Origin of the sequence: Pseudomonas sp. 9Ag (genome assembly GCF_902506445.1) — a bacterium.
Taxonomy (GTDB): Bacteria; Pseudomonadota; Gammaproteobacteria; order Pseudomonadales; family Pseudomonadaceae; genus Stutzerimonas; species Stutzerimonas stutzeri_AB.
This window is the reverse complement of record NZ_LR733836.1, coordinates 1,847,474-1,869,494: the sequence shown is the minus strand read 5'-3', so window position 1 is coordinate 1,869,494 and position 22,021 is coordinate 1,847,474. Positions and strand designations below refer to the sequence as shown.

At 57.4% G+C, this 22,021-nt stretch carries 21 protein-coding genes; 7 read left to right on the top strand and 14 right to left on the bottom strand.

Annotated features, from left to right (window positions below; all coding sequences use genetic code 11):
* Nucleotides 1-26 precede the first annotated feature (26 nt).
* The 9 genes from ALTERO38_RS08220 to ALTERO38_RS08185 all read right to left on the bottom strand — a co-directional run bounded on the left by ALTERO38_RS08220 (nt 27) and on the right by ALTERO38_RS08185 (nt 9,203).
* Nucleotides 27-833, bottom strand: coding sequence for a secretin N-terminal domain-containing protein (locus ALTERO38_RS08220; RefSeq protein ID WP_159967985.1), 807 nt, complete (start codon nt 831-833; stop codon nt 27-29).
* Nucleotides 830-1,459, bottom strand: coding sequence for a histone acetyltransferase HPA2 (locus ALTERO38_RS21495; RefSeq protein WP_256663822.1), 630 nt, complete (start codon nt 1,457-1,459; stop codon nt 830-832). Before ALTERO38_RS21495 ends, ALTERO38_RS08220 begins: the two co-directional genes overlap by 4 nt.
* 4 nt (nt 1,460-1,463) lie before the next feature.
* A complete protein-coding gene (locus ALTERO38_RS08215) occupies nt 1,464-1,889 on the bottom strand; it encodes a GNAT family N-acetyltransferase (protein ID WP_159967983.1) in 426 nt (141 codons plus the stop codon).
* A complete protein-coding gene (locus ALTERO38_RS08210; protein WP_148926095.1) occupies nt 1,882-3,048 on the bottom strand; it encodes a cupin domain-containing protein in 1,167 nt (388 codons plus the stop codon). Before ALTERO38_RS08210 ends, ALTERO38_RS08215 begins: the two co-directional genes overlap by 8 nt.
* Nucleotides 3,049-3,122: 74 nt before the next feature.
* On the bottom strand, nt 3,123-4,493 hold the full coding sequence (gene purB / locus ALTERO38_RS08205) for an adenylosuccinate lyase (RefSeq protein ID WP_148926094.1): 1,371 nt from the start codon (nt 4,491-4,493) through the stop codon (nt 3,123-3,125).
* 111 nt (nt 4,494-4,604) lie between these two features.
* Nucleotides 4,605-5,228 carry a high frequency lysogenization protein HflD gene (hflD, locus tag ALTERO38_RS08200; RefSeq protein ID WP_102836333.1) on the bottom strand — a complete coding sequence of 208 codons (624 nt, stop codon included), beginning with the start codon at nt 5,226-5,228 and terminating at the stop codon, nt 4,605-4,607.
* Nucleotides 5,225-6,355 (bottom strand): tRNA 2-thiouridine(34) synthase MnmA, encoded by a 1,131-nt coding sequence (gene mnmA, locus ALTERO38_RS08195; protein WP_159967981.1) that lies wholly within the window; start codon nt 6,353-6,355, stop codon nt 5,225-5,227. Before mnmA ends, hflD begins: the two co-directional genes overlap by 4 nt.
* 66 nt (nt 6,356-6,421) lie before the next feature.
* Entirely contained in the window at nt 6,422-6,862 is a 441-nt protein-coding gene (locus ALTERO38_RS08190; RefSeq protein WP_159967979.1) for an NUDIX hydrolase, read from the bottom strand.
* 115 nt (nt 6,863-6,977) lie between these two features.
* Nucleotides 6,978-9,203, bottom strand: a complete 2,226-nt coding sequence (locus ALTERO38_RS08185; protein WP_159967977.1) for an NADP-dependent isocitrate dehydrogenase — start codon at nt 9,201-9,203, stop codon at nt 6,978-6,980.
* 366 nt (nt 9,204-9,569) lie between these two features.
* Here ALTERO38_RS08185 and icd point away from each other — a divergent pair, with 366 nt between their 5' ends.
* Nucleotides 9,570-10,826: an NADP-dependent isocitrate dehydrogenase gene (icd, locus tag ALTERO38_RS08180; protein ID WP_159967975.1), complete on the top strand. Its 1,257-nt coding sequence runs from the start codon at nt 9,570-9,572 to the stop codon at nt 10,824-10,826.
* Nucleotides 10,827-10,887: 61 nt separating this feature from the next.
* On the opposite strand, the gene cspD is transcribed toward icd, so the two are convergent.
* A complete protein-coding gene (gene cspD / locus ALTERO38_RS08175; protein WP_045426519.1) occupies nt 10,888-11,145 on the bottom strand; it encodes a cold shock domain-containing protein CspD in 258 nt (85 codons plus the stop codon).
* 213 nt (nt 11,146-11,358) lie between these two features.
* Between cspD and clpS the strand changes: the two genes are divergently transcribed.
* Nucleotides 11,359-11,721 (top strand): ATP-dependent Clp protease adapter ClpS, encoded by a 363-nt coding sequence (gene clpS / locus ALTERO38_RS08170; protein ID WP_102836338.1) that lies wholly within the window; start codon nt 11,359-11,361, stop codon nt 11,719-11,721.
* A gap of 29 nt (nt 11,722-11,750) precedes the next feature.
* Nucleotides 11,751-14,021 carry an ATP-dependent Clp protease ATP-binding subunit ClpA gene (gene clpA, locus ALTERO38_RS08165; protein WP_102836339.1) on the top strand — a complete coding sequence of 757 codons (2,271 nt, stop codon included), beginning with the start codon at nt 11,751-11,753 and terminating at the stop codon, nt 14,019-14,021.
* A 186-nt stretch (nt 14,022-14,207) separates the two neighbouring features.
* On the opposite strand, the gene infA is transcribed toward clpA, so the two are convergent.
* The 4 genes from infA to trxB all read right to left on the bottom strand — a co-directional run bounded on the left by infA (nt 14,208) and on the right by trxB (nt 16,958).
* Nucleotides 14,208-14,426, bottom strand: coding sequence for a translation initiation factor IF-1 (gene infA, locus ALTERO38_RS08160; protein WP_002553999.1), 219 nt, complete (start codon nt 14,424-14,426; stop codon nt 14,208-14,210).
* 99 nt (nt 14,427-14,525) lie between these two features.
* Nucleotides 14,526-15,233 carry an arginyltransferase gene (locus ALTERO38_RS08155; RefSeq protein WP_102836340.1) on the bottom strand — a complete coding sequence of 236 codons (708 nt, stop codon included), beginning with the start codon at nt 15,231-15,233 and terminating at the stop codon, nt 14,526-14,528.
* Nucleotides 15,234-15,285: 52 nt separating this feature from the next.
* Nucleotides 15,286-15,966 carry a leucyl/phenylalanyl-tRNA--protein transferase gene (aat, locus tag ALTERO38_RS08150; protein WP_148926089.1) on the bottom strand — a complete coding sequence of 227 codons (681 nt, stop codon included), beginning with the start codon at nt 15,964-15,966 and terminating at the stop codon, nt 15,286-15,288.
* Between the two features lie 44 nt (nt 15,967-16,010).
* Nucleotides 16,011-16,958: a thioredoxin-disulfide reductase gene (gene trxB / locus ALTERO38_RS08145; RefSeq protein WP_148926088.1), complete on the bottom strand. Its 948-nt coding sequence runs from the start codon at nt 16,956-16,958 to the stop codon at nt 16,011-16,013.
* A 214-nt stretch (nt 16,959-17,172) separates the two neighbouring features.
* Between trxB and ftsK the strand changes: the two genes are divergently transcribed.
* The 4 genes from ftsK to crcB all read left to right on the top strand — a co-directional run bounded on the left by ftsK (nt 17,173) and on the right by crcB (nt 21,989).
* Nucleotides 17,173-19,575 (top strand): DNA translocase FtsK, encoded by a 2,403-nt coding sequence (gene ftsK / locus ALTERO38_RS08140; protein WP_178114579.1) that lies wholly within the window; start codon nt 17,173-17,175, stop codon nt 19,573-19,575.
* A 15-nt stretch (nt 19,576-19,590) separates the two neighbouring features.
* Entirely contained in the window at nt 19,591-20,217 is a 627-nt protein-coding gene (lolA, locus tag ALTERO38_RS08135; RefSeq protein WP_102836343.1) for an outer membrane lipoprotein chaperone LolA, read from the top strand.
* A gap of 75 nt (nt 20,218-20,292) precedes the next feature.
* On the top strand, nt 20,293-21,618 hold the full coding sequence (locus tag ALTERO38_RS08130) for a replication-associated recombination protein A (protein WP_159967973.1): 1,326 nt from the start codon (nt 20,293-20,295) through the stop codon (nt 21,616-21,618).
* On the top strand, nt 21,615-21,989 hold the full coding sequence (gene crcB / locus ALTERO38_RS08125; RefSeq protein WP_148926086.1) for a fluoride efflux transporter CrcB: 375 nt from the start codon (nt 21,615-21,617) through the stop codon (nt 21,987-21,989). The genes ALTERO38_RS08130 and crcB overlap by 4 nt, the downstream gene beginning before the upstream one ends.
* The last annotated feature ends 32 nt before the right edge of the window (nt 21,990-22,021 follow it).

The following is a 22,021-nucleotide window of genomic DNA, read 5'->3' as shown; positions in this document are numbered from 1 at the left end:
TAGCGGTGTTTCGCCGCTGAACCTTTTTAATTCAGCGTGTCTACTTTGAGTCGTAGCGATAGGTCTTGGCGACCGCCGGTGGAATATCTGCGTGCCAGGCCGCTCTCGCTAGAGCTTGCGGATTCGTCGACGCCACCGAGTTCAATCCATTCCCCAAGCCGCCCGCTCACTCGAGTATCGGTTTGCTGGATATTGATCGCGCCTGGCTGAGAATTGCTCATGCGGTCGTTATGGCTGCTGATTGTCACTTGCACCCGGTCGCCTTGGACCGTAGCGGTGGCGTAGAAGCCACGAGTTACATCCCGATACTGCGTTTGCTGATAGATCTGCCCGTAGCCATCGCTCCCCGTGGTGTTGATTGGGATGCTTTGACCTACCTGGATCAGCGCCGGATAGCCCTCGGTGGCTTGCACTTGTTGAACTCCGCCGCCTTGGCTACTAGTACTGTGACGAATAATCCTCACTTGGTCCCGACCTCTGTTCTCGCCGCGTCCGCTCTGGATCTCGACGTCGCCGATGCGCGTAGCGCCGTCGATGCGGTAGCCACTTTCGATGCCTGTAGCCGTGTTTTGCGTATCGACGCTGATGAGCAATCTGCGGGGTTCAGTATCGAGCCTGGTCAGCACCTCGCGCAATTCAGTGATTACAGCTGGCGGTGCATTTACGATCAGCTGGTTGCCATATGCGTCGACCTTGCCTTGATCACCTACCACTGATTGAGCAATCGGTAGGACGTCCTCAGCCATGCGGAAATCCAGAGGAATGACCTCTGTCGCGGCCGGCAGCGTCGAGCTAATGATCAACAGGCAGGCAACGAGAACGTTACGAGTCATAATAGAAAACTCCGCATATCGGGATCAGGGAGACTACGGTCCCAGGCGGCATCGAATAGCCTTTGCTGTTGGCGAGCACGCCCTGGGTCCCGGTATAGCGCATGACCAGAGAATTGATCAGCGTTCGGTCGAATCAGCACGCCGCATTCATCGGCTATAAGAAATGCGGAGGCTTGTATTGGATAATCCGGATGAGCGCTGCGAATGCGGCAGTTGCTGGTTAACCTGCGACTGAGGGTGACCAAGCGGTGCCCTTCGATGACTGCGCGAGACGAGTCACCCACCAGGATACGCAGGCGATTGCGTGGATGCGCCCGCAAAAACCGCGAGCATGACATTTGAATGCTGCTGTGGTTGTACAACCAGGGTTCCAGATCTGGTGTGTAGATGCTCAGGTTGAGCCTGACTTGCTCAATCAGCGAAAGCGCGTGCTCACGTGCTCCAGTCATGTCATGGAATGGCTGAATTGTTGTATCGACACCTAGCGAAAACGGCGCTGCGCTCCATTCTGGAAGCGGTGTTGGCGTTGCCGCTGGGTTGTCAATCTGGAAACGACCCGGTGACTGGAACTCGATCATCGACGGGGCGTCTTTACTGACAGAGTGATCCGGGTCGTCATGCGCCATATAACTAGTGGCTCTTTCGTAGCATATCGACGTGGGGGAGGCCGGCCTCGAGAAATTCTTCGCTGACGACTTTAAAGCCAAGACGCTCATAGAACGACGTGGCGTGTACTTGGGCGGTGAGTCGCTGTTCATTGAGGCCGCGCCGCTCGGCCTCGTTAATAACCGCTTTCATCAGCGCGCCGCCGACGTTCATCCCTCGCCAGTCGCGCAGTACCGAAACGCGACCAATGTGTCCGTCATTAAGTAGTCGGGCGGTACCGATCGGATAGCCGCTTTCCAGAGCTAGGAAATGCACGGCCTCAGCATCATCCGAATCCCATTCCAATTCGGGCGGTACCGATTGCTCAGCAATGAACACAGTCTCCCGAATCCGGCGTAGGTCGGCGTTGTCCTGCTGCCAGTCGGCGATGCGAACTTCTATGTCACTCATCAGCAAACTCCAGACTTCCTTGTTTGACCAGTTGCAGCATGAGATTACGCCCATCCTCATCGCTCAGCCACCCAGCGAGGTTTTCTGCATGGAGCGCGTCGGCGGAACAAACCAATTTCAGCAGCTCTTTTAAGTGCCCTGGCAGCAGTCGGCTTTGGCCGCTGGCAAACAGCAACAGGCCGATGTCTACCTCGCTCCAAGCCAGCCGTGCACTCAGGTTGCGGACCAGTATGGCGCCATCCTCAAGCGCTGCCAGCATTGCCTGTTCGTCAATCTCCGGCCCCTGTACTCGCTCTGGATAGCGCGGCTCGGTCATGAACTGCCCGAACCAGGTGAGCAGCAAGCGCTCGTCACCCATATGCTCGGCGAGCATCGCTCGCAAACGATCCAGCGCATCGCTCTGGATCTGGTGTGGGTCTTCGATCGGGAGGAGGTCTGCATCACTGTAACGTTCTTCATCTGGCAAAAACTGCGCGAGGAAGTCGGTGAAGTGGGTTAGAACCTCCGCTGCGCTGGGTGCTCTGAAACCCAGCGAGTAGGTCATGCATGCGTCTTCGGCAGTGCCGAAATGAGCCAGTCTCGGTGGCAGATAAAGCATGTCGCCTGGCTCGAGAACCCATTCGTCAGTGCCTTGAAAATCGGCAAGTATGCGCAGGTCGGCATGCTTGAGCATTGCGCTCTCGCTGTCACACATCTGTCCTACGCGCCAGCGCCGCTGTCCATGGGCCTGTAGCAGGAAAACGTCGTAATTGTCGAAATGCGGACCCACTCCACCGCCCGGCGCGGCGAAGCTGACCATGACGTCGTCGATTCGCCAGTTTGGCAGGAAACGAAAATGCTCGATCAGCTCGGCGACTTCCGGCACTAGCTGATCGACGGCCTGTACGAGCAGAGTCCAGTCTCGTTCTGGCAAGTTCTGATAGGTGTCCTCGCTGAACGGTCCTCGGCGGAGTTCCCACGGCGTGTCGCCATGCTCGATGACCAGGCGCGACTCGACTTCTTCTTCCAGCGAAAGACCGGCCAATTCGTCCGGAGACACCGGGCTTTCAAACCCAGGAATGGCCTGGCGGACCAGTAGGGGTTTTTTCTGCCAGTAGTCACGAAGAAACTCGCGCGCGCTGATCCCGCCGAGGATTTGCAAAGGGGTGTCGGAAGTCATGCCAGGTACCTTGCTCTATCAAGAGCCGCAAATAAAAACGCCCGGCACAGCCGGGCGTGCAAAAAATGGGTCGCTCAGATCCGCTTGGCCTGTTCGGCCGCATTGCCGATGTAGGCGGCCGGAGTCAGTTTGCGCAGCTCCTGCTTGGCTTCGGCCGGCATATCCAGTCCTTCGATGAAAGTCTGCAGCGCCTCGGGGCTGATGCCTTTGCCTCGGGTCAATTCCTTGAGTTTCTCGTAGGGGTTTTCGATGGCATACCGGCGCATGACGGTCTGGATCGGCTCGGCCAGTACTTCCCAGCACGCGTCGAGGTCTTCGGCAATGCGCGCTTCGTTGAGCTCCAGTTTGCCGATGCCTTTGAGGCTGGCTTCGTACGCAATGATGCTGTGAGCGAAACCAACACCCAGATTGCGCAGTACGGTGGAGTCGGTCAGGTCCCGCTGCCAGCGCGAGATGGGCAACTTGCTCGCCAAGTGGCTGAGCAGTGCATTGGCAATGCCGAGGTTGCCTTCGGAGTTTTCGAAGTCGATCGGGTTGACCTTGTGAGGCATGGTCGAAGAGCCGATTTCGCCAGCGACAGTGCGCTGCTTGAAATAACCCAACGAGATGTAGCCCCAGATGTCGCGGTCGAAGTCGATGAGGATCGTATTGAAGCGTGCTACTGCATCGAACAGCTCAGCAATGTAGTCGTGCGGTTCGATCTGAGTCGTGTACGGGTTCCAGGAAAGACCAAGATCGTTTTCGATGAATTCACGTGCGTTAGCTTCCCAGTCAACGTCGGGATAGGCTGAGAGGTGGGCATTGTAGTTACCGACGGCGCCATTGATCTTGCCGAGCAGTGGTACTGCCGCCACCTGTGCAATCTGGCGTTCGAGACGATAAACCACATTTGCCAGCTCCTTGCCCAGCGTGGTGGGCGACGCCGGCTGGCCGTGCGTGCGGGAGAGCATCGGCACATCGGCGTGGGCGATGGCCAGGCTGCGGATTGCATCCGCCAGTTGGCGCATCAGCGGCAACAACACCTCGTCCCGGCCTTCGCGCAGCATCAGTCCGTGGGACAGGTTGTTGATGTCCTCACTGGTGCAGGCGAAATGGATGAACTCGTTGACCTTGGCCAGTTCAGGCAGCTGCTTGGCTTGCTCCTTGAGGAGATATTCCACAGCTTTCACGTCGTGATTGGTCGTGCGTTCGAATTCCTTGACGCGTTCGGCGTGCTCGACTTGAAAGTTCTCGGCAAGCTGATCTAGAAGGGCGTTGGCCTCGTCCGAGAAGGGCGCCACTTCAGGAATGCCGGCATGCGCCGCCAATCGCTGCAACCAGCGAACTTCAACCTGGACACGGCAACGAATCAAACCGAACTCACTGAAAATGGGGCGCAGGGCGCTGGTTTTGCCGGCGTAGCGGCCATCGACAGGGGAAACCGCGGTGAGCGAGGAAAGCTGCATAAAGGGCATTCTCGGACAGTCGAGCAACGAAAAGAGGGCGCAGATTATACATGAAAGCGAAGGGTAGACTGCTGCAGTGGCGACATTGCTTATCGAGCCACCTGTCGCGGCTTATTCCGAGCGGAGCATAGGGTAGAGCTCGTCGAGCAACTTGCGCCGGCTGAATACCATCTGCCACCGGTGCCCGCCAAGCTGGCGCCAGAGCCGCGCCGAACGTATGCCTGCCAGCAGAAGCGCGCGGATCTTGGCGGCGTTGTCGCTCTGCTGAAGGTGGCGCATATCACCTTGGACCTGAATACGTTGGCGAAAGGTGCTAAGTGTGTCTTGGTACAGTCCACCAAATGAGGCGATCACATTTTCGTGCGTCAGACCAAAGTGGTCGGCCTGCTGCTGTATCTGGTCCAGGCGACTACCGATCACCTGTAACAGGTCTCTACGTTTATCCAGTTGCCGTTCCAGGCCTATCATCGCCAGCGCGTAGCGCAGCGGCTCGCGTTGCAGACTGCTGGTGTCTCGTTCCAGTGCGCCGACCAGGGCTCGATAGCCCTCCCGAAGGTTCAAGTCATCGCCGCCATAGATTTCCAGGGCAGGCTTGTCTTCTCGAACCAATAGGCTGCCCAGCAGGTTTGCCAAGGCAGCGTTTGGTACCTGGCCGGTTCGGGCTATTCGATCAACCAGTGCCGCGGCTTCGAATACAGCGCCGAGGGCAACGAGCTGTTCCTGTCGCGGCGTCATGGGCGGGCTCCAGCGAACCAGGGTTCTGCAGTTTCGATCACGCCGCCACCGAGGCAGACCTCGCCGTCATAGAACACCACGGACTGCCCAGGCGTTACGGCGCGTTGCGGCTCCTCGAAGACCGCACGATAGCCGCTATCGGTCTGCTCCAGCGTGCAGGTCTGGTCGCTCTGGCGGTAGCGAACCTTGGCTGAGAGTCTCAAGGGCGTGGACACATCGATCGGATTGACCCAGAAAATTTCCGACACCAGCAGGGCGCGGGAAAACAGCCAGGGGTGATCATTGCCTTGTCCTACTACCAGCACGTTGCGTTCAAGATCTTTGTTCAAAACATACCAGGGCTCGTCGCTGGCATCCTTAAGGCCGCCAATTCCCAAACCCTGTCGCTGGCCAATGGTGTGATACATGAGGCCGTGATGGCGCCCAATGATCTCGCCTTCAATCGTCTCGATGTCGCCCGGCTGAGCAGGCAGATACTGCTTGAGAAAATCGCTGAACCGGCGTTCGCCAATGAAGCAGATTCCTGTCGAGTCCTTCTTCTTTGCCGTCGCCAAGCCGTGTTTTTCGGCAACTGCCCGGACTGCGGGCTTTTCTAGCTCGCCTACCGGAAACAGTGTCTTGCCCAGCTGCTCGCCGCCAACAGCATGAAGGAAATAGCTTTGATCCTTGTTCGGGTCTAGGCCCTTGAGCAACTCGCTGCGCCCATCAATGTCGCGGCGTCGCACGTAATGTCCGGTGGCAATCAGGTCGGCGCCGAGCGCCAGGGCATAATCAAGAAACGCCTTGAACTTGATCTCGCGGTTGCAAAGAATGTCTGGGTTCGGCGTCCTTCCGGCTTTGTATTCAGCCAAAAAGTGCTCGAACACGTTGTCCCAATACTCGGCGGCAAAGTTGGCTGTATGCAGTTTGATGCCGATCCGGTCACAGACGGCCTGAGCGTCAGCGAGATCTTCCCGCGCAGTGCAGTACTCGGTGCCGTCATCTTCCTCCCAGTTCTTCATGAACAGGCCTTCGACCTGGTATCCCTGCTCAAGCAAAAGCAGGGCGGAAACCGAGGAGTCGACGCCGCCGGACATGCCGACGATGACGCGCAGGTTTTCAGGGGCAATAAGCGGTGAATCAGGCATAAAGACTCAGGATTAACTGCAAAACATCAATTCTAACAGGCCGGCATAGCCAGCGGTTAAGGTCGATCAGTCACGGATGACGGCGAGGTCGTGGGTCGGGCCAGTCAGGTAGTCATCAATACAGCGAAGAATCAGCTCGCTGCGCCAACGTTCTGGTTGCTGGGCCAGTTCGTCTCGAGTCAACCAGAGGGCGGCGACAATGCCGGTGTCGAGCTCGCGCTGCGAGTCATGGCGAATCGGCGAGGCCGAGAAGCAAACGCGCTGGTAGGTCACGCCATTGCTTGGGGCTGTGTAAAGGTAGATTCCCACTACGCCCCCAAGCTGGACTTCCCAGCCGGTTTCCTCAAGGGTTTCGCGTACCGCCGCCTGGCGTAACGTCTCGTCGGGCTCTAGGTGTCCCGCCGGTTGGTTGAGTACCAATCGACCGCCTTTTGATTCCTCGACCATGAGGAAGCGGCCATCGGCTTCGACAATCGTCGCCACGGTGATGTGTGGGTGCCAGGTCATTTTTGGCCTCTGCATTTTATCGAGCTTTGATGACAGCGCATTGGGCGCGTCCGAAAAAAGAAACCCCGGCTTAGCGCCGGGGTTCGGTTTCATGCGTCAGTAACAGCAGCCCTGATCAAGCCAGGGCGGCGAGCGCAGCGTTGAACGTTGCGCTAGGGCGCATCGCCTTGCTGGTCAGCTCGGGGTTCGAGCGATAGTAGCCGCCAATGTCGACTGGCTTACCCTGCACCTCGGCCAGCTCAGCAAGAATGGCTTCTTCGTTATCCTTCAGCTGCTTCGCCAAGGGGGCGAACTGGGCTTGCAGGTCGGCGTCTTCGGTTTGTGCTGCGAGCTCCTGCGCCCAGTACAGCGCCAGGTAGAAGTGACTGCCGCGGTTGTCCAGTTCGCCGGTGCGGCGAGACGGGGACTTGTTGTTGTCGAGCAGCTTGCCCGTAGCAGCGTCCAGCGTCTTGCCAAGTAGCTTGGCTTTGACGTTGTCAGTTTTTATGCCGGTCTCTTCCAGCGACACGGCCAGCGCCAGGAATTCGCCCAGAGAGTCCCAGCGCAGATGGTTTTCTTCGATCAGCTGCTGGACGTGCTTGGGTGCAGAGCCACCAGCACCGGTTTCATACATGCCGCCACCGGCCATAAGAGGGACGATAGACAGCATCTTCGCTGAAGTCCCGAGTTCCATGATCGGGAACAAGTCGGTCAGGTAATCGCGAAGCACGTTGCCGGTCACGGAGATGGTGTCCTGGCCGCGAATCAGGCGTTCCATGCTGACGCGGATGGCTTCGTTGTAGCCCATCATGCGGATGTCGAGGCCAGCTAGGTCATGGTCCTGCAGGTAGGTTTCAACCTTCTTCTGCAGCTCGCGATCATGAGCGCGCTCGGGGTCAAGCCAGAAAATCGCCGGCGTATCCGATTGGCGCGCGCGGGTCACGGCCAGCTTGACCCAGTCGCGAATCGGTGCGTCTTTGGTCTGGCAGGCGCGCCAGATGTCGCCTTTCTCCACGGGGTGCTGCATCAGTACGGTGCCGTCGGCCAGCACGACACGCATGATGCCGTCCGCTTGCATCTCGAAGGTCTTGTCGTGAGAGCCGTACTCTTCGGCCTTTTGTGCCATCAGGCCAACGTTCGGTACGCTGCCCATGGTCACAGGATCAAAGGCGCCGTTGGTTTTGCAGAAGTTGATCATCTCCTGGTAGATGCGAGCATAGGTGCTCTCCGGCATCACCGCTTTGGTGTCTTTCTGCTTTCCGTCTTTGCCCCACATCTGACCCGAATTGCGGATCATGGCGGGCATGGAGGCGTCGACGATCACATCACTCGGGATGTGCAGGTTGGTGATGCCTTTGACAGAGTCAACCATCGCCATTTCAGGACGCTCGGCATAGCAGGCGTGGATGTCGTGAAGGATCTCTTCCTGCTGGGAGTCGGGCAGCGACTTGATCTTGTCGTAGACGCTGCTGATTCCATTGTTCGGATTAACGCCCAGTTCTTTGAAGAGCTCGCCGTACTTGTCGAAGACGTCCTTGTAGTAAACGCTAACGGCATGGCCGAAGACGATCGGATGCGAGATTTTCATCATGGTCGCCTTGACGTGCAGGGACCACATAACGCCGGTTTCTTTGCAATCCTGCAGCGTTTGCTCGAAAAATTCGCGCAGCTTGTTGCAGCTCATGAACATGCCGTCGAGCACTTCGCCTTCTTGTAGGGCGAGCTGCTTCTTGACCTCGACGTTACCATCCTTGCCGACAAACTCGATGCGCACATCGCCGGCTGCTTCCATGGTGATGGATTGTTCGCTGGAGAAGAAATCGCCGCCGCGCATGTAGTCCGCATGCGACTGCGACGCCTTGCTCCACTTGCCCATAGAGTGCGGGTGCTTGCGAGCGAAGGCTTTAACGGCCGCTGGTGCGCGTCGATCAGAGTTTCCTTCTCGCAAGACGGGGTTTACCGCGCTGCCGAGCACCTTGCCGTAGCGCGCACGCACTTCCTTGTCCGCTTCTGTTTGCGGATCTTCTGGAAAGTTGGGGAGGTTATAGCCCAAGGCTTGCAGTTCGGCGATAGCCGCCTTGAGCTGAGGTACGGAGGCGCTGATGTTGGGCAGCTTGATGAGGTTGGCGTCCGGCTGGTTCGTCAGCTCGGCAAGCTTGGCCAAGTCATCGTCTACTACTTTATCGGCATCCAGCTGGTCAGCAAAGCTTGCAAGAATGCGCCCTGCGAGAGAGATGTCACGTGTTTCGACGGCTATATCAGCGGAGGCGGCAAAGGCTTCTACAATTGGCAGAAGCGAGTAGGTGGCCAGCGCCGGGGCTTCATCGGTGAAGGTGTAGATAATCTTCGAGCGGGTGGACATGTAGAGTTGACTCTCTCTTGCTGAGCGTGCACAGAAACTCGAAGTGCGCAGGTAGGCGCCCTGGCTGCGTCAGCCGTGCCAGTCTCGAGGTTCGCCGCGATGATGTTGGATGCAGCACCACTGGAGTGTTGAGTGTTTGATCCGACCGGCTGCGGTTGGCAGCCTGGCGGTGCAAAGACAAGGATCTCGTCAAAGATCGGCTGCCTCTCATGACTCGTTAGTCACCTAAGCAGTATATCACTGACGCCCGTTGTCAAAGAATGCCCTGGCCATACGACGAACGAACATATGGTTTAGGCCGATTCAACTGGGTTACTCTTCGAAGATGACCACTGTTTAATGTTTAACCACAAAACGGAGTCCAGCATGGGATACCAAAAGATCCAGGTGCCTGCCAGCGGTGACAAAATCACCGTCAATACCGATAACACTCTGAACGTACCCAACAATCCGATCATCCCTTATATAGAAGGTGACGGTATTGGCGTGGACATCAGCCCAGTGATGATCAAGGTAGTCGATGCTGCCGTAGAGAAGGCCTACGGCGGTGAGCGCAAGATCGCCTGGATGGAGATCTATGCGGGTGAGAAGGCGACGCAGGTGTATGACCAGGACACCTGGCTACCCAAGGAAACCCTGGATGTAGTGCGTGATTTTGTGGTGTCGATCAAGGGGCCGCTGACCACTCCGGTCGGGGGCGGCATTCGCTCGTTGAACGTCGCGCTGCGTCAGGAGCTTGATCTTTATGTATGTCAGCGTCCGGTTCGCTGGTTTACCGGTGTGCCTAGCCCAGTGAAGAAGCCTGCCGATGTGGATATGGTCATCTTCCGCGAGAACTCAGAAGACATTTACGCGGGCGTAGAGTGGAAGGCCGGTTCCCCTGAGTGCGAAAAGGTCATCAAGTTTCTAACTGAAGAAATGGGCGTCAAGAAGATCCGCTTTACTGAAAACTGCGGTATCGGTATCAAGCCGGTTTCGCTGGAAGGGACCAAACGGCTGGTGCGCAAGGCACTGCAGTATGCAGTCGATAATGACCGTGGCTCGGTCACCTTGGTGCACAAGGGCAACATCATGAAGTTCACCGAAGGTGCATTCAAGGAGTGGGGCTACGAGGTGGCGCGCGATGAGTTCGGTGCCGAGTTGCTAGACGGTGGCCCGTGGATGCAGTTCAAGAATCCCACCACAGGAAAGAATATCGTCGTCAAGGACGCCATTGCTGATGCAATGCTCCAGCAGATCCTGCTGCGTCCCGCCGAGTACGACGTTATTGCAACCCTTAATCTGAACGGTGACTACCTGTCCGATGCGTTGGCGGCGGAAGTAGGCGGCATCGGTATCGCGCCGGGCGCCAATCTCTCGGACACGGTTGCCATGTTTGAGGCCACGCACGGCACCGCGCCAAAGTACGCGGGGCAGGACAAAGTCAACCCGGGGTCGCTGATCCTTTCGGCGGAAATGATGCTGCGTCACATGGGGTGGCTGGAAGCGGCGGATCTGATTATCAAGTCGACCGAAAGCGCTATCGCTGCCAAGACAGTGACTTACGACTTCGAGCGCCTGATGGACGGCGCGAAGCTTATGTCCTGCTCTGAATTTGGCGACGCCATGATCTCCCACATGTAACTGTTCGGGAGAAACACAAAAAGGCCGATCAATGAATGATCGGCCTTTTTGTTGCCTAGCGTCAGGCGTCTACAGTCGAGCCCTGAGAGGCAGGCGCAACTGCCTCCGCAGTGGTTTGCAGCGACCGTATATTGGTTGCGTGTAGGCCCTTGGGACCTTGCAGTATGTCGAACATGACCGCTTGCCCAGCTTTCAGAGTTCTGTACCCTTCCATTTGAATGGCCGAGTAGTGGGCGAACAGGTCCTCATCGCCGCCGTCTGCTACGATAAATCCGTAGCCTTTGGCGTTGTTGAACCACTTGACCTTACCGCTTAGCATGCTGTTATCCCTCTGCAAAGGAGTCCATCACTGGAGTAACATCCATTTCATTCCGCGCTGATGCAGCACATGGCCCACATGCGCAGCCCGTTGCCGTTGTGGCACATACTGTTTGTATCATCGTTTTGCCGATAGTCAAGGCGACTCGTCAGGTGGCTGTGAAGCCCTTCTATTTACCCGGCCTCGGCGCCCCGATCTAGAACTGTTATACGCATGCGTGCATTTCCCAAGATTCGACTAACATTCAATCAGGATCGTCCGAAGCCGTCGGACGACGATTCTTCTGGCCTGGCGGTCGAAGAAGCCAAGCCGCAACTGAAGGCACCACCGATGTTCAAAGTTGTCATGTTTAATGATGACTACACGCCGATGGATTTCGTCGTGGAGGTGCTCGAGGGAATTTTCAATCACAATCGGGAGCTGGCCACCAAGATCATGCTGGCGGTTCATACCGAAGGGCGGGCCGTTTGTGGCGTCTATACGCGCGACGTCGCTGAAACCAAAGCAATGCAGGTCAATCAATATGCAAGGGAATGCCAGCATCCGTTGCTTTGTGAGATCGAGAAGGACGGTTAAACCCGACTGCTGGGTAAGAGGTGAAAGCTATGTTGAACCGTGAGCTCGAAGTCACACTGAATCTGGCTTTCAAGGAGGCGCGCACCAAACGTCATGAATTCATGACGGTTGAGCACCTTCTGCTAGCCCTGCTGGACAATGAAGCGGCCGCAACGGTTTTGCGCGCCTGCGGAGCCAGCCTCGATAAACTGCGTCACGACCTTCAGGAATTTATTGACTCCACGACACCATTGATTCCACAGCATGATGACGAGCGTGAAACCCAGCCAACTCTGGGCTTTCAGCGGGTACTGCAGCGAGCGGTCTTTCATGTCCAGAGTTCGGGTAAGCGTGAGGTTACTGGAGCCAACGTGCTGGTTGCGATCTTCAGCGAGCAGGAAAGCCAGGCGGTATTCCTGCTAAAGCAGCAGAACGTGGCTCGCATCGATGTCGTCAACTATATCGCTCATGGTATTTCCAAGGTGCCGGGTAACAATGGCAATCCTGATGGCGACGCGGAAATGCAGGATGAGGAGGGCGGTGAATCCTCTACAGCGAGCAACCCGCTCGATGCTTATGCAAGCAATTTGAATGACTTGGCTCGTCAGGGTCGTATCGATCCGTTAGTCGGCCGTGAGCATGAGGTCGAGCGAGTCGCTCAGATTCTGGCTCGTCGTCGCAAGAATAATCCGTTGCTGGTTGGTGAGGCCGGGGTAGGTAAAACTGCGATTGCTGAGGGTCTTGCCAAGCGCATCGTCGACAATCAAGTGCCCGAGTTGCTCGCCAATAGCGTGGTTTACTCGCTCGATCTTGGCGCCCTGTTGGCCGGTACGAAGTATCGGGGTGATTTCGAAAAGCGCTTCAAGGCGCTCTTAAACGAGCTTCGCAAGCGTCCGCAGGCTGTGCTATTCATTGATGAAATTCACACCATTATCGGGGCTGGGGCCGCCTCGGGTGGCGTGATGGATGCGTCAAATCTACTCAAGCCGCTGCTGTCATCTGGGGAGATCCGCTGTATTGGGTCCACCACTTTTCAAGAATTCCGTGGCATCTTCGAGAAGGATCGGGCGCTCGCACGTCGCTTCCAGAAAGTCGACGTTTCAGAACCGTCCGTTGAGGACACAATCGGCATCCTGAGAGGTTTGAAAGGTCGCTTCGAGCAGCACCACAATATCGAGTACAGCGACGAATCGCTTCGGGCTGCTGCGGAGCTCGCCTCTCGGTACATCAATGACCGGCACATGCCTGACAAGGCGATCGATGTAATTGATGAGGCGGGCGCATATCAGCGTCTACAGCCTGAAGACAAACGCGTCTCGCGGATAGACGTCGAGCAGGTTGAAGACATTGTCGCGAAGATTGCGCGCATTCCTCCAAAGCATGTGAGTACCTCAGACAAAGAGCTGCTACGCAATCTGGAACGCGACTTGAAGCTGACCGTATTCGGTCAGGATGACGCTATCGATTCACTGTCCACAGCGATCAAGCTATCGCGTGCAGGGCTGAAGGCTCCAGATAAGCCGGTAGGCTCGTTCCTCTTCGCCGGCCCTACTGGGGTCGGTAAAACAGAAGCGGCTCGGCAGCTTGCGCGGGCGCTTGGCATTGAGCTTGTTCGCTTCGATATGTCTGAGTACATGGAGCGTCATACCGTGTCTCGGCTCATCGGTGCGCCGCCAGGTTACGTTGGCTTTGATCAGGGCGGGTTGTTGACCGAGGCGATCACCAAGCAGCCGCACTGCGTCCTGCTTCTAGATGAGATCGAGAAGGCGCATCCTGAAGTCTTCAATCTGCTTTTGCAGGTTATGGATCATGGCACCCTGACGGACAACAACGGCCGCAAGGCTGACTTCCGTAACGTGATTATGATCATGACGACCAATGCCGGAGCGGAAACCGCGGCCAGAGCTTCTATTGGCTTCACGCATCAGGATCACGCTTCAGATGCGATGGAAGTGATCAAGAAGAGCTTCACACCGGAGTTCCGGAACCGCCTGGACACGATCATCCAGTTTGGCCGCCTCAGCCACGAAGTCATCAAGAGCATTGTCGACAAATTCCTCATTGAGCTGCAGACGCAGCTTGAGGATAAGCACGTCACGCTTGAGGTTTCGGATGCGGCTCGTGGTTGGTTGGCTGAGCGTGGCTATGATGTGCAAATGGGCGCGCGGCCAATGGCTCGTCTGATCCAAGACAAAATCAAGCGGCCGCTGGCTGAGGAGATTTTGTTCGGGGAGCTGGCCGAGCACGGTGGTGTGGTGCACATCGACATACGTGATGGCGAGCCGTACTTCGACTTCGAAACGTCTGCCGAGCTGGCCTAGCACATTGACGCACCGAAACAGAAACGCCCGGCATCGCCGGGCGTTTCTGTGAATGGTGACGGCGGGCGCCTATCCAGGAGAAGCGCGGCACCGTACCTGCTGACGCAACCGAGCGAGTTGGACCTCCGTTGCGCGAGCACCAACAAAAAAGCCCGGTCGATGCCGGGCGTTCATGCTCGCGTCCTGTCAGCGGGCGCGGTAAGTGATGCGGCCTTTGCTCAGATCGTAAGGCGTAAGTTCAACGCGAACCTTGTCACCGGTAAGAATCCGGATGTAGTTCTTGCGCATCTTTCCGGAGATGTGCGCAGTAACGACGTGCCCATTTTCCAACTCCACACGAAACATGGTGTTAGGCAGGGTGTCGACGACAGTACCTTCCATTTCGAAGCTGTCTTCTTTCGACATTCAGTAAAGCCCTCGGTGTCCAATGATAGACCCGGTGCGAAGAATGCCCGGGTAAAAGCGGCAAGTATTGTGCCTGAAAGGGCCCCGAGAGCCAAGAGCTCAGGTTAGAGTTATCCAGCGTTGGTTAACCAACAGCTCGATTGGTCGGTATTCAGTCTTGTAGTTCATCTTGCGGCAGTTTTTGATCCAGTAGCCTAGGTAGATCGCCTTCAGCCCTAGGCGGGCTGCCTCACCAACTTGCCAGAGAATCGCAAAGCGGCCTAGGCTGCGACGTTCCTCGCTGGGGTCGTAAAAGGTGTAAACAGCGGACAGACCATTGGGCAGGAGGTCCGTCACCGCCAGCGCAAGCAGGCGCCCTTCCAGGCGAAACTCGTAGAATCGAGAAAACGGCAGATCGCGAACCAGAAAGGTATGAAACTGATCTCGGCTCGGCGGATACATGTCACCGTCAGCATGGCGCTGTTCAATATAGTTCGCGTATAGCGCGTAGTACTCCTCGGTGAACGAAGGCCGGACGTCGGTGACGGTAAGGTCGGCGTTGCGCTTGAGGATACGTTTCTGCTGGCGATTGAGTTGCAGCCCGTCGGCGGGTATCCGTGCTGGAATACAAGCGGTGCAGCGTTGACAGTGTGGGCGGTAGAGATGGTCGCCGCTGCGCCGAAAGCCCATTTCGGACAGCTCTGCATACACCTGTACGTCCATCGGCTGGCTGGGGTCGAGGAAGAGCGTAGTGGCCTGTTCGTCGGGCAGATAACTGCAGGCGTGAGGCTGGGTTGCATAGAACTTGAGACGAGCCAGTGAAGTCATGGGCAGCTCTCGAAAATCTTGGAATCAGTGTAGGTCAGCTTGGCTTCGTCGACTAGGGCTCCCATCGGGCCTTACTGGGTTCATCCAGATAGTTGGCTAGCGTCTTGGCGAAGGTCTGGCGTGGTATGGGTCTCGCGCCAAAACTGGCTAGGTGTTGCGTGTGCATCTGGCAGTCAATCAATTTGAATTCCCAGTCGCGGAGACGTTCCACTAATGTCACGAATCCCGCCTTGGACGCGTCGGTCGTTCGACTGAACATTGATTCGCCGAAGAATAGTCGACCCATGGCGAGGCCATAGAGGCCTCCGACCAACCGTTCGTCTTGCCAGACTTCAACTGAGTGGGCGACGCCGAGCTGATGCAGTTTGATATAGGCATCCTGCATTGGCGTTGTAATCCATGTGCCGTCGGTGTAGCTGCGAGGGCCGGCGCAGCCTTCGATGACGGCTTTAAATGCTTGGTCAAAGGTGACGCTGAATGCACCTTGCCGCAATTTCTTGCCGAGGCTGCGTGAGACATGCAGCTCGTTTGGGTAGAGGACGGTGCGTGGGTCGGGTGACCACCAGAGTAGTGGTTGTCCTTCCTGGTACCAGGGAAAGCAGCCGTGACGGTAGGCTGCAAGTAGACGCTCAGGCGAGAGATCGCCTCCTGCAGCGAGAAGCCCGTTGGGATCGCGCATGGCTTTTTCGAGCGGGGGGAACGACAGGTCGTCGCGCTGCAGCCAGGTCAGCATATTAATAGTCACGCGGGCGGATGGCGCATCCGCCCTTATAAGGTTTACAGGTCGAGATATTTTTCGGCATCGAGCGCGGCCATGCAGCCAGCGCCGGCCGAAGTGATCGCCTGGCGATAAACGTGATCGGCTACATCGCCTGCAGCAAACACGCCTGGGATAGTGGTGCTTGTCGCGTCTCCCTCATTGCCGCCCTTGATCATGAGGTAGCCGTCTTTCATCTCGAGTTGGCCTTGGAAAAGGTCCGTGTTGGGCTTGTGTCCGATAGCGATGAAAACGCCTGCCAGGTCGAGCTTCTGCTCCTCGCCGGACTCGGTGCTCTTCAGCCTCACTCCGGTTACGCCGCTCGCATCGCCCAGCACCTCTTCAAGCGTGTGGTTCCAGTGCAGGCGAATGTTGCCATTGGCTGCCTTCTCCATGATCTTGTCCTGCAGAATCTTCTCGGAGCGCAGCTTGTCGCGGCGGTGGATCAGATGCACTTCCTTGGCAATGTTTGAGAGATACAGCGCTTCCTCCACAGCGGTGTTGCCGCCACCGATTACGGCCACGACCTGGTTGCGGTAGAAGAACCCGTCACAGGTGGCGCATGCCGACACGCCTCGTCCTGCGAACGCTTCTTCTGATGGCAGGCCGAGATACTGGGCCGATGCGCCGGTTGCGATGATCAATGCGTCGCAGCTGTACGTTGCGCTGTCTCCTTTGAGGATAAAGGGCTTCTGCTGCAGTTCGGCGGTGTGAATGTGATCGAAGACAACTTCAGTGTCGAAGCGCTCTGCGTGTTTCTGCATCCGCTCCATCAGTGCCGGACCAGTCAGGCCTTCGACGTCTCCAGGCCAGTTGTCGACCTCAGTGGTGGTTGTCAGCTGGCCGCCAGGCTGAATGCCGGTGATCATCACCGGTTTCAGGTTGGCCCGGGCTGCATAGACGGCGGCGGTATAACCGGCCGGGCCAGAGCCGAGGATGATCAGACGTGAATGCTTGACTTCATTCATAAAAAGCCCTCATAAGCCTTTGTTGCCAATGGAGAAGCGTGCTCCAGTCGAGTCACGCTTAAAAAACTGGCGTTTATGCTACACCGAAGCACGGACAAAAGCCCAAGCCGGCACGGAACCGGCAATGCCATCGAATCGACAAACCCGTACAATGTGCAAGTTCAGGCAGATTACGGTTCATAGAGCGCGCCGCGGGCGCAGGAAATAAAGCGTTTTGAAGAATACCTCCTCTACCGCGCCAGCTTCCGTCTGGCGCCAGCAGCTGCACTACCGTCTCAAAGAGGGTGCACTGATCGCGCTCGGCGCGCTTTGTGCCTACCTTTGGATGGCACTGCTTACCTACGATCCCTCCGATCCTGGTTGGACGCATACCAGCAATGTCCAGCAGGTCCAGAACGCCGCCGGCCGCGCTGGCGCCTGGTTTGCCGACGTGCTGTTCATGGCGCTTGGCTACTTTGCTTTCTTGTTTCCGTTGTTGCTAGGCGTCAAGACTTGGCAGATCTTTCGTGCGCGTCACCAACCTTGGAGCTGGAATGGGTGGCTGTTTTCCTGGCGGCTGATCGGGCTCGTTTTTCTGATTCTTTCCGGATCCGCACTTGCCTATATCCACTTCCAGTTTGCAGATGGTCTGCCTGCTTCTGCGGGTGGGGCGTTGGGCGAGAGCTTGGGCCAGCTCGCAGAGGCAGCGCTTAATGTCCAAGGCAGCACGTTGCTGCTACTGGCTTTCTTCCTATTTGGCCTAACAGTGTTTACGGACCTTTCATGGTTCAAAGTGATGGACCTGACCGGCAAGATCACCCTCGACCTGGTGGAACTGATTCAGAGTTTCTTCAGTCGCTGGTGGTCCGCTCGTAACGAGCGTAGGCAGATTGTTGCGCAGCTGCGCGAAGCCGACGATGTGGTAAACGACGTCGCCAGCTCGCTTCCGGATCAGCGGGAGCGGGCCAAGGTCAAGGAGCGCCTACTGGAGCGCGAAGAGTCGTTGAGCAAGCACATGAGCGAGCGTGACAAGCGACCGCCTCCCGTAATTCCTCCCGCCGCACCGCAAAAGCCGGTCGAGCAAAGCAAGCGTGTGCAAAAGGAGAAGCAGGCCAACCTGTTCGTCGATCCGCTGATCGAAGGCAGCGTGCCGCCATTGTCGCTACTGGACGTGGCGGAAAAGCAGCAGAAACAGTACTCGCCGGAATCGCTTGAGGCCATGTCGCGGCTGCTGGAAATCAAACTGAAGGAATTCGGGGTAGAGGTCATTGTCGAATCGGTTCACCCTGGCCCGGTGATCACGCGTTTCGAAATCCAGCCGGCCGCTGGGGTCAAGGTCAGCCGCATCTCCAACCTGGCGAAGGATCTTGCGCGCTCGCTGGCCGTCATCAGCGTGCGCGTCGTTGAGGTAATCCCCGGCAAGACCACTGTTGGTATCGAGATTCCTAACGAGGATCGCCAGATAGTGCGCTTCTCCGAGGTCCTCTCGTCGGCGCCCTACGATGATGCCAAATCGCCCGTCACCATCGCGCTTGGCCACGACATCGGCGGTAAGCCGGTGATTGCTGACTTGGCAAAGATGCCGCACCTGCTGGTTGCCGGTACCACCGGTTCAGGTAAGTCGGTCGGTGTGAACGCGATGATCCTCTCGATCCTTTTCAAATCGACGCCGGAAGATGCGCGGTTGATTATGATCGACCCAAAAATGCTCGAATTGTCGATCTACGAAGGCATCCCACACCTGCTGTGCCCGGTCGTGACTGACATGAAGGAAGCCGCTAACGCGCTACGCTGGAGCGTCGCCGAAATGGAGCGGCGCTATAAGCTGATGGCGGCCATGGGCGTGCGTAACCTGGCCGGGTTCAACCGTAAGGTGAAAGACGCGGAGGAGGCCGGCACGCCGCTGACCGACCCGCTGTATCGCCGCGAAAGCATGGAAGATGAAGCGCCGCTGCTGAAGAAACTGCCGACCATCGTGGTTGTGGTAGACGAATTCGCCGACATGATGATGATCGTCGGCAAGAAGGTCGAGGAGTTGATTGCGCGCATTGCCCAAAAGGCGCGGGCAGCGGGCATTCACTTGATCCTGGCGACCCAGCGGCCCTCGGTGGACGTCATCACGGGTTTGATCAAAGCCAACATTCCGACTCGTATGGCGTTCCAGGTGTCGAGCAAGATCGACTCGCGGACGATCCTCGACCAGGGCGGCGCCGAACAGTTGCTTGGGCATGGCGACATGCTTTACCTGCCACCGGGCACCGGGCTGCCGATTCGCGTCCATGGTGCGTTCGTTTCCGATGAAGAGGTTCATCGCGTGGTTGAAGCCTGGAAGGCTCGCGGTGCGCCTGATTACATCGAAGAAATTCTGGTGGGCGTGGAAGAGTCCGGTAGCGGCTTCGATGGCGGCGGAGGCGAAGGCGGCGGTGAGAACAGTGAAGATGATCCGCTTTACGATGAGGCGGTACGCTTTGTTACCGAAAGTCGCCGCGCATCGATTTCTGCCGTTCAGCGCAAACTCAAGATCGGCTACAACCGCGCCGCGCGGATGATCGAAGCCATGGAAATGGCGGGCGTGGTGACATCAATGAACACTAACGGCTCGCGCGAAGTACTCGCGCCGCCTCCTACCCGCGACTAGTTCGCCGAGGGCTTCATGCAATTGATTCGTGCGTTGTTTGCATCCGCTCTGCTTTTCACCCTGGCTCCAGCTCACGCTGACCAGGCGGCTTCTGTGCAGCGCCTGACGGGCTTGCTGCAGAAGGCCGAGACCTTGACCGGGCGGTTTTCTCAATTGTCTCTGGATGGCACTGGAACCCAGCTGCAGGAGACCTCTGGTGAAATGTCGCTTAAGCGCCCTGGCCAGTTTCGCTGGCACACCGATGAACCGATGGAGCAGTTGCTGGTTTCCAACGGCAAGAAGGTCTGGCTGTACGATCCGGATCTGGAGCAGGTAACCATCCAGACGCTCGATCAGCGCCTGACGCATACCCCTGCATTACTGTTGTCGGGTGACGTCTCGGCGATCAACGAGAATTTCGAGGTGTCGCATCAAGAGGCGGGCGAAGTGGTTGATTTCACTCTCAAGCCGAAAGCCAAGGACACGCTGTTTGACAGCCTTCGCTTGTCTTTCCGAGGTGGTGTGATCAACGACATGCAAATGGTTGACGGCGTTGGTCAGCGCACCAATATCCTGTTTCAGGGCGTCAAGTTGAACCAGCCACTCAAGGCTGACCTGTTTACCTTCGAAGTACCGGAAGGGGCTGACGTCATTTCCGAGTAACAGCTGCTCGCCACTCCGTTTACCTATACGGCCTGCTTTCCTGCAGGCCGTTTGCATCAGAGGCTTGCGTCGCCGATGGACCTGTTCAGTCGTGAACCTGTCGCCCAACCCCTTGCTGCGCGCCTGCGCGCCGCCAGCCTGGATGAATATGTCGGGCAGGAGCACCTGTTGGCGCGTGGCAAGCCGTTGCGCGAGGCCCTCGAGCAGGGCGCTTTGCACTCAATGGTGTTCTGGGGGCCGCCTGGAGTTGGCAAGACCACACTGGCCCGGTTGTTGGCGAAAGTCTCGGACGCTCATTTTGAAACCGTCTCGGCGGTGCTAGCCGGTGTGAAAGAGATCCGGCAAGCAGTCGAAATTGCTAAACAGCAGGCGGCCCAGTACGGACGACGTACGATTCTCTTCGTCGACGAAGTACACCGCTTCAACAAGTCCCAGCAGGACGCGTTCCTCCCCTATGTCGAAGATGGCACGCTGATATTTATCGGTGCGACTACAGAAAATCCGTCGTTTGAGCTGAACAACGCGCTGCTCTCTCGCGCACGCGTTTATGTACTCAAGAGCCTCAATGAAGCGGCACTGCGAAGACTTGTCACCCGCGCCTTGACCGAACCGAAAGGCCTTGGTGATTTGCATCTGAGCCTGCCGGACGAAAGCTTTCAGATCCTGATGGCAGCCGCGGATGGCGATGGGCGACGGTTGCTGAATCTGCTGGAAAACGCTTCCGATTTGGCGGAAGAAGGCGGCGAGATCAGCGTCGAACTGCTACAGGACCTGTTGGGCGACAGCCGTCGGCGCTTCGATAAAGGTGGCGAAGCTCTTTACGACCAGATCTCGGCGCTGCACAAATCTGTGCGTGGATCGAACCCGGATGCCTCGCTGTATTGGTTTGCACGAATGATCGACGGCGGCTGCGACCCGCTGTACATCGCACGCCGGGTGGTGCGCATGGCCAGTGAAGAGGTCGGGAATGCCGATCCACGAGCGCTAAGCCTGTGCCTATCGGCCTGGGATGTTCAAGAACGGCTGGGTAGCCCTGAAGGTGAACTGGCAGTGGCGCAGGCAATCGTCTATCTCGCGTGTGCGCCCAAGAGCAACGCCGTCTACAGCGCCTTCAATGCGGCGATGCGCGATGTCCGCGAGAATGGTTCACAAGAGGTTCCGTTGCACCTGCGCAATGCGCCAACCCGCCTGATGAAGGAACTGGGTTACGGTAATGAATACCGCTATGCACACGATGAACCTGAGGCGTACGCCGCTGGCGAAGATTACTTCCCGGAAGCCATAGAGCCGCGGCAGTACTACCATCCGGCGCCGCGGGGGCTGGAAAGCAAGATACGCGACAAGCTTGAGCACCTGACGCGGCTTGATCGGCAGAGCCCGCGTCAACGGAGAAAGACATGATTCGCATGGCACTGGCTGTGGCCGCTGGCGGGGTTGTCGGGACACTGATCCGGTTCGGTGTTTCAACCTGGGTTTCTGCTCAATGGCCAAAGCATTTCTACCTGGCGACCTTGGCGGTCAATGTGCTCGGTTGCCTGCTCATTGGCTATCTCTACGCGTCGTTTTTGCAGCGCCCAGACCTATCGCCGGAGCTACGCGGCGGTTTGATTATTGGTTTCCTCGGCGCCTTGACCACCTTTTCCAGCTTTTCTCTGGATGGGTTGCGTTTGCTGGAGAGCGGTCAGGCTGCGACGGCGTTTAGCTATATCGGTGTAAGCGTATTCGGTGGTCTGTTGGCTGCCTGGGCCGGGCTTGCGCTCGCGCGGTTATGAACCTGGCACATATCGCAGTAAACTCCTGTTCC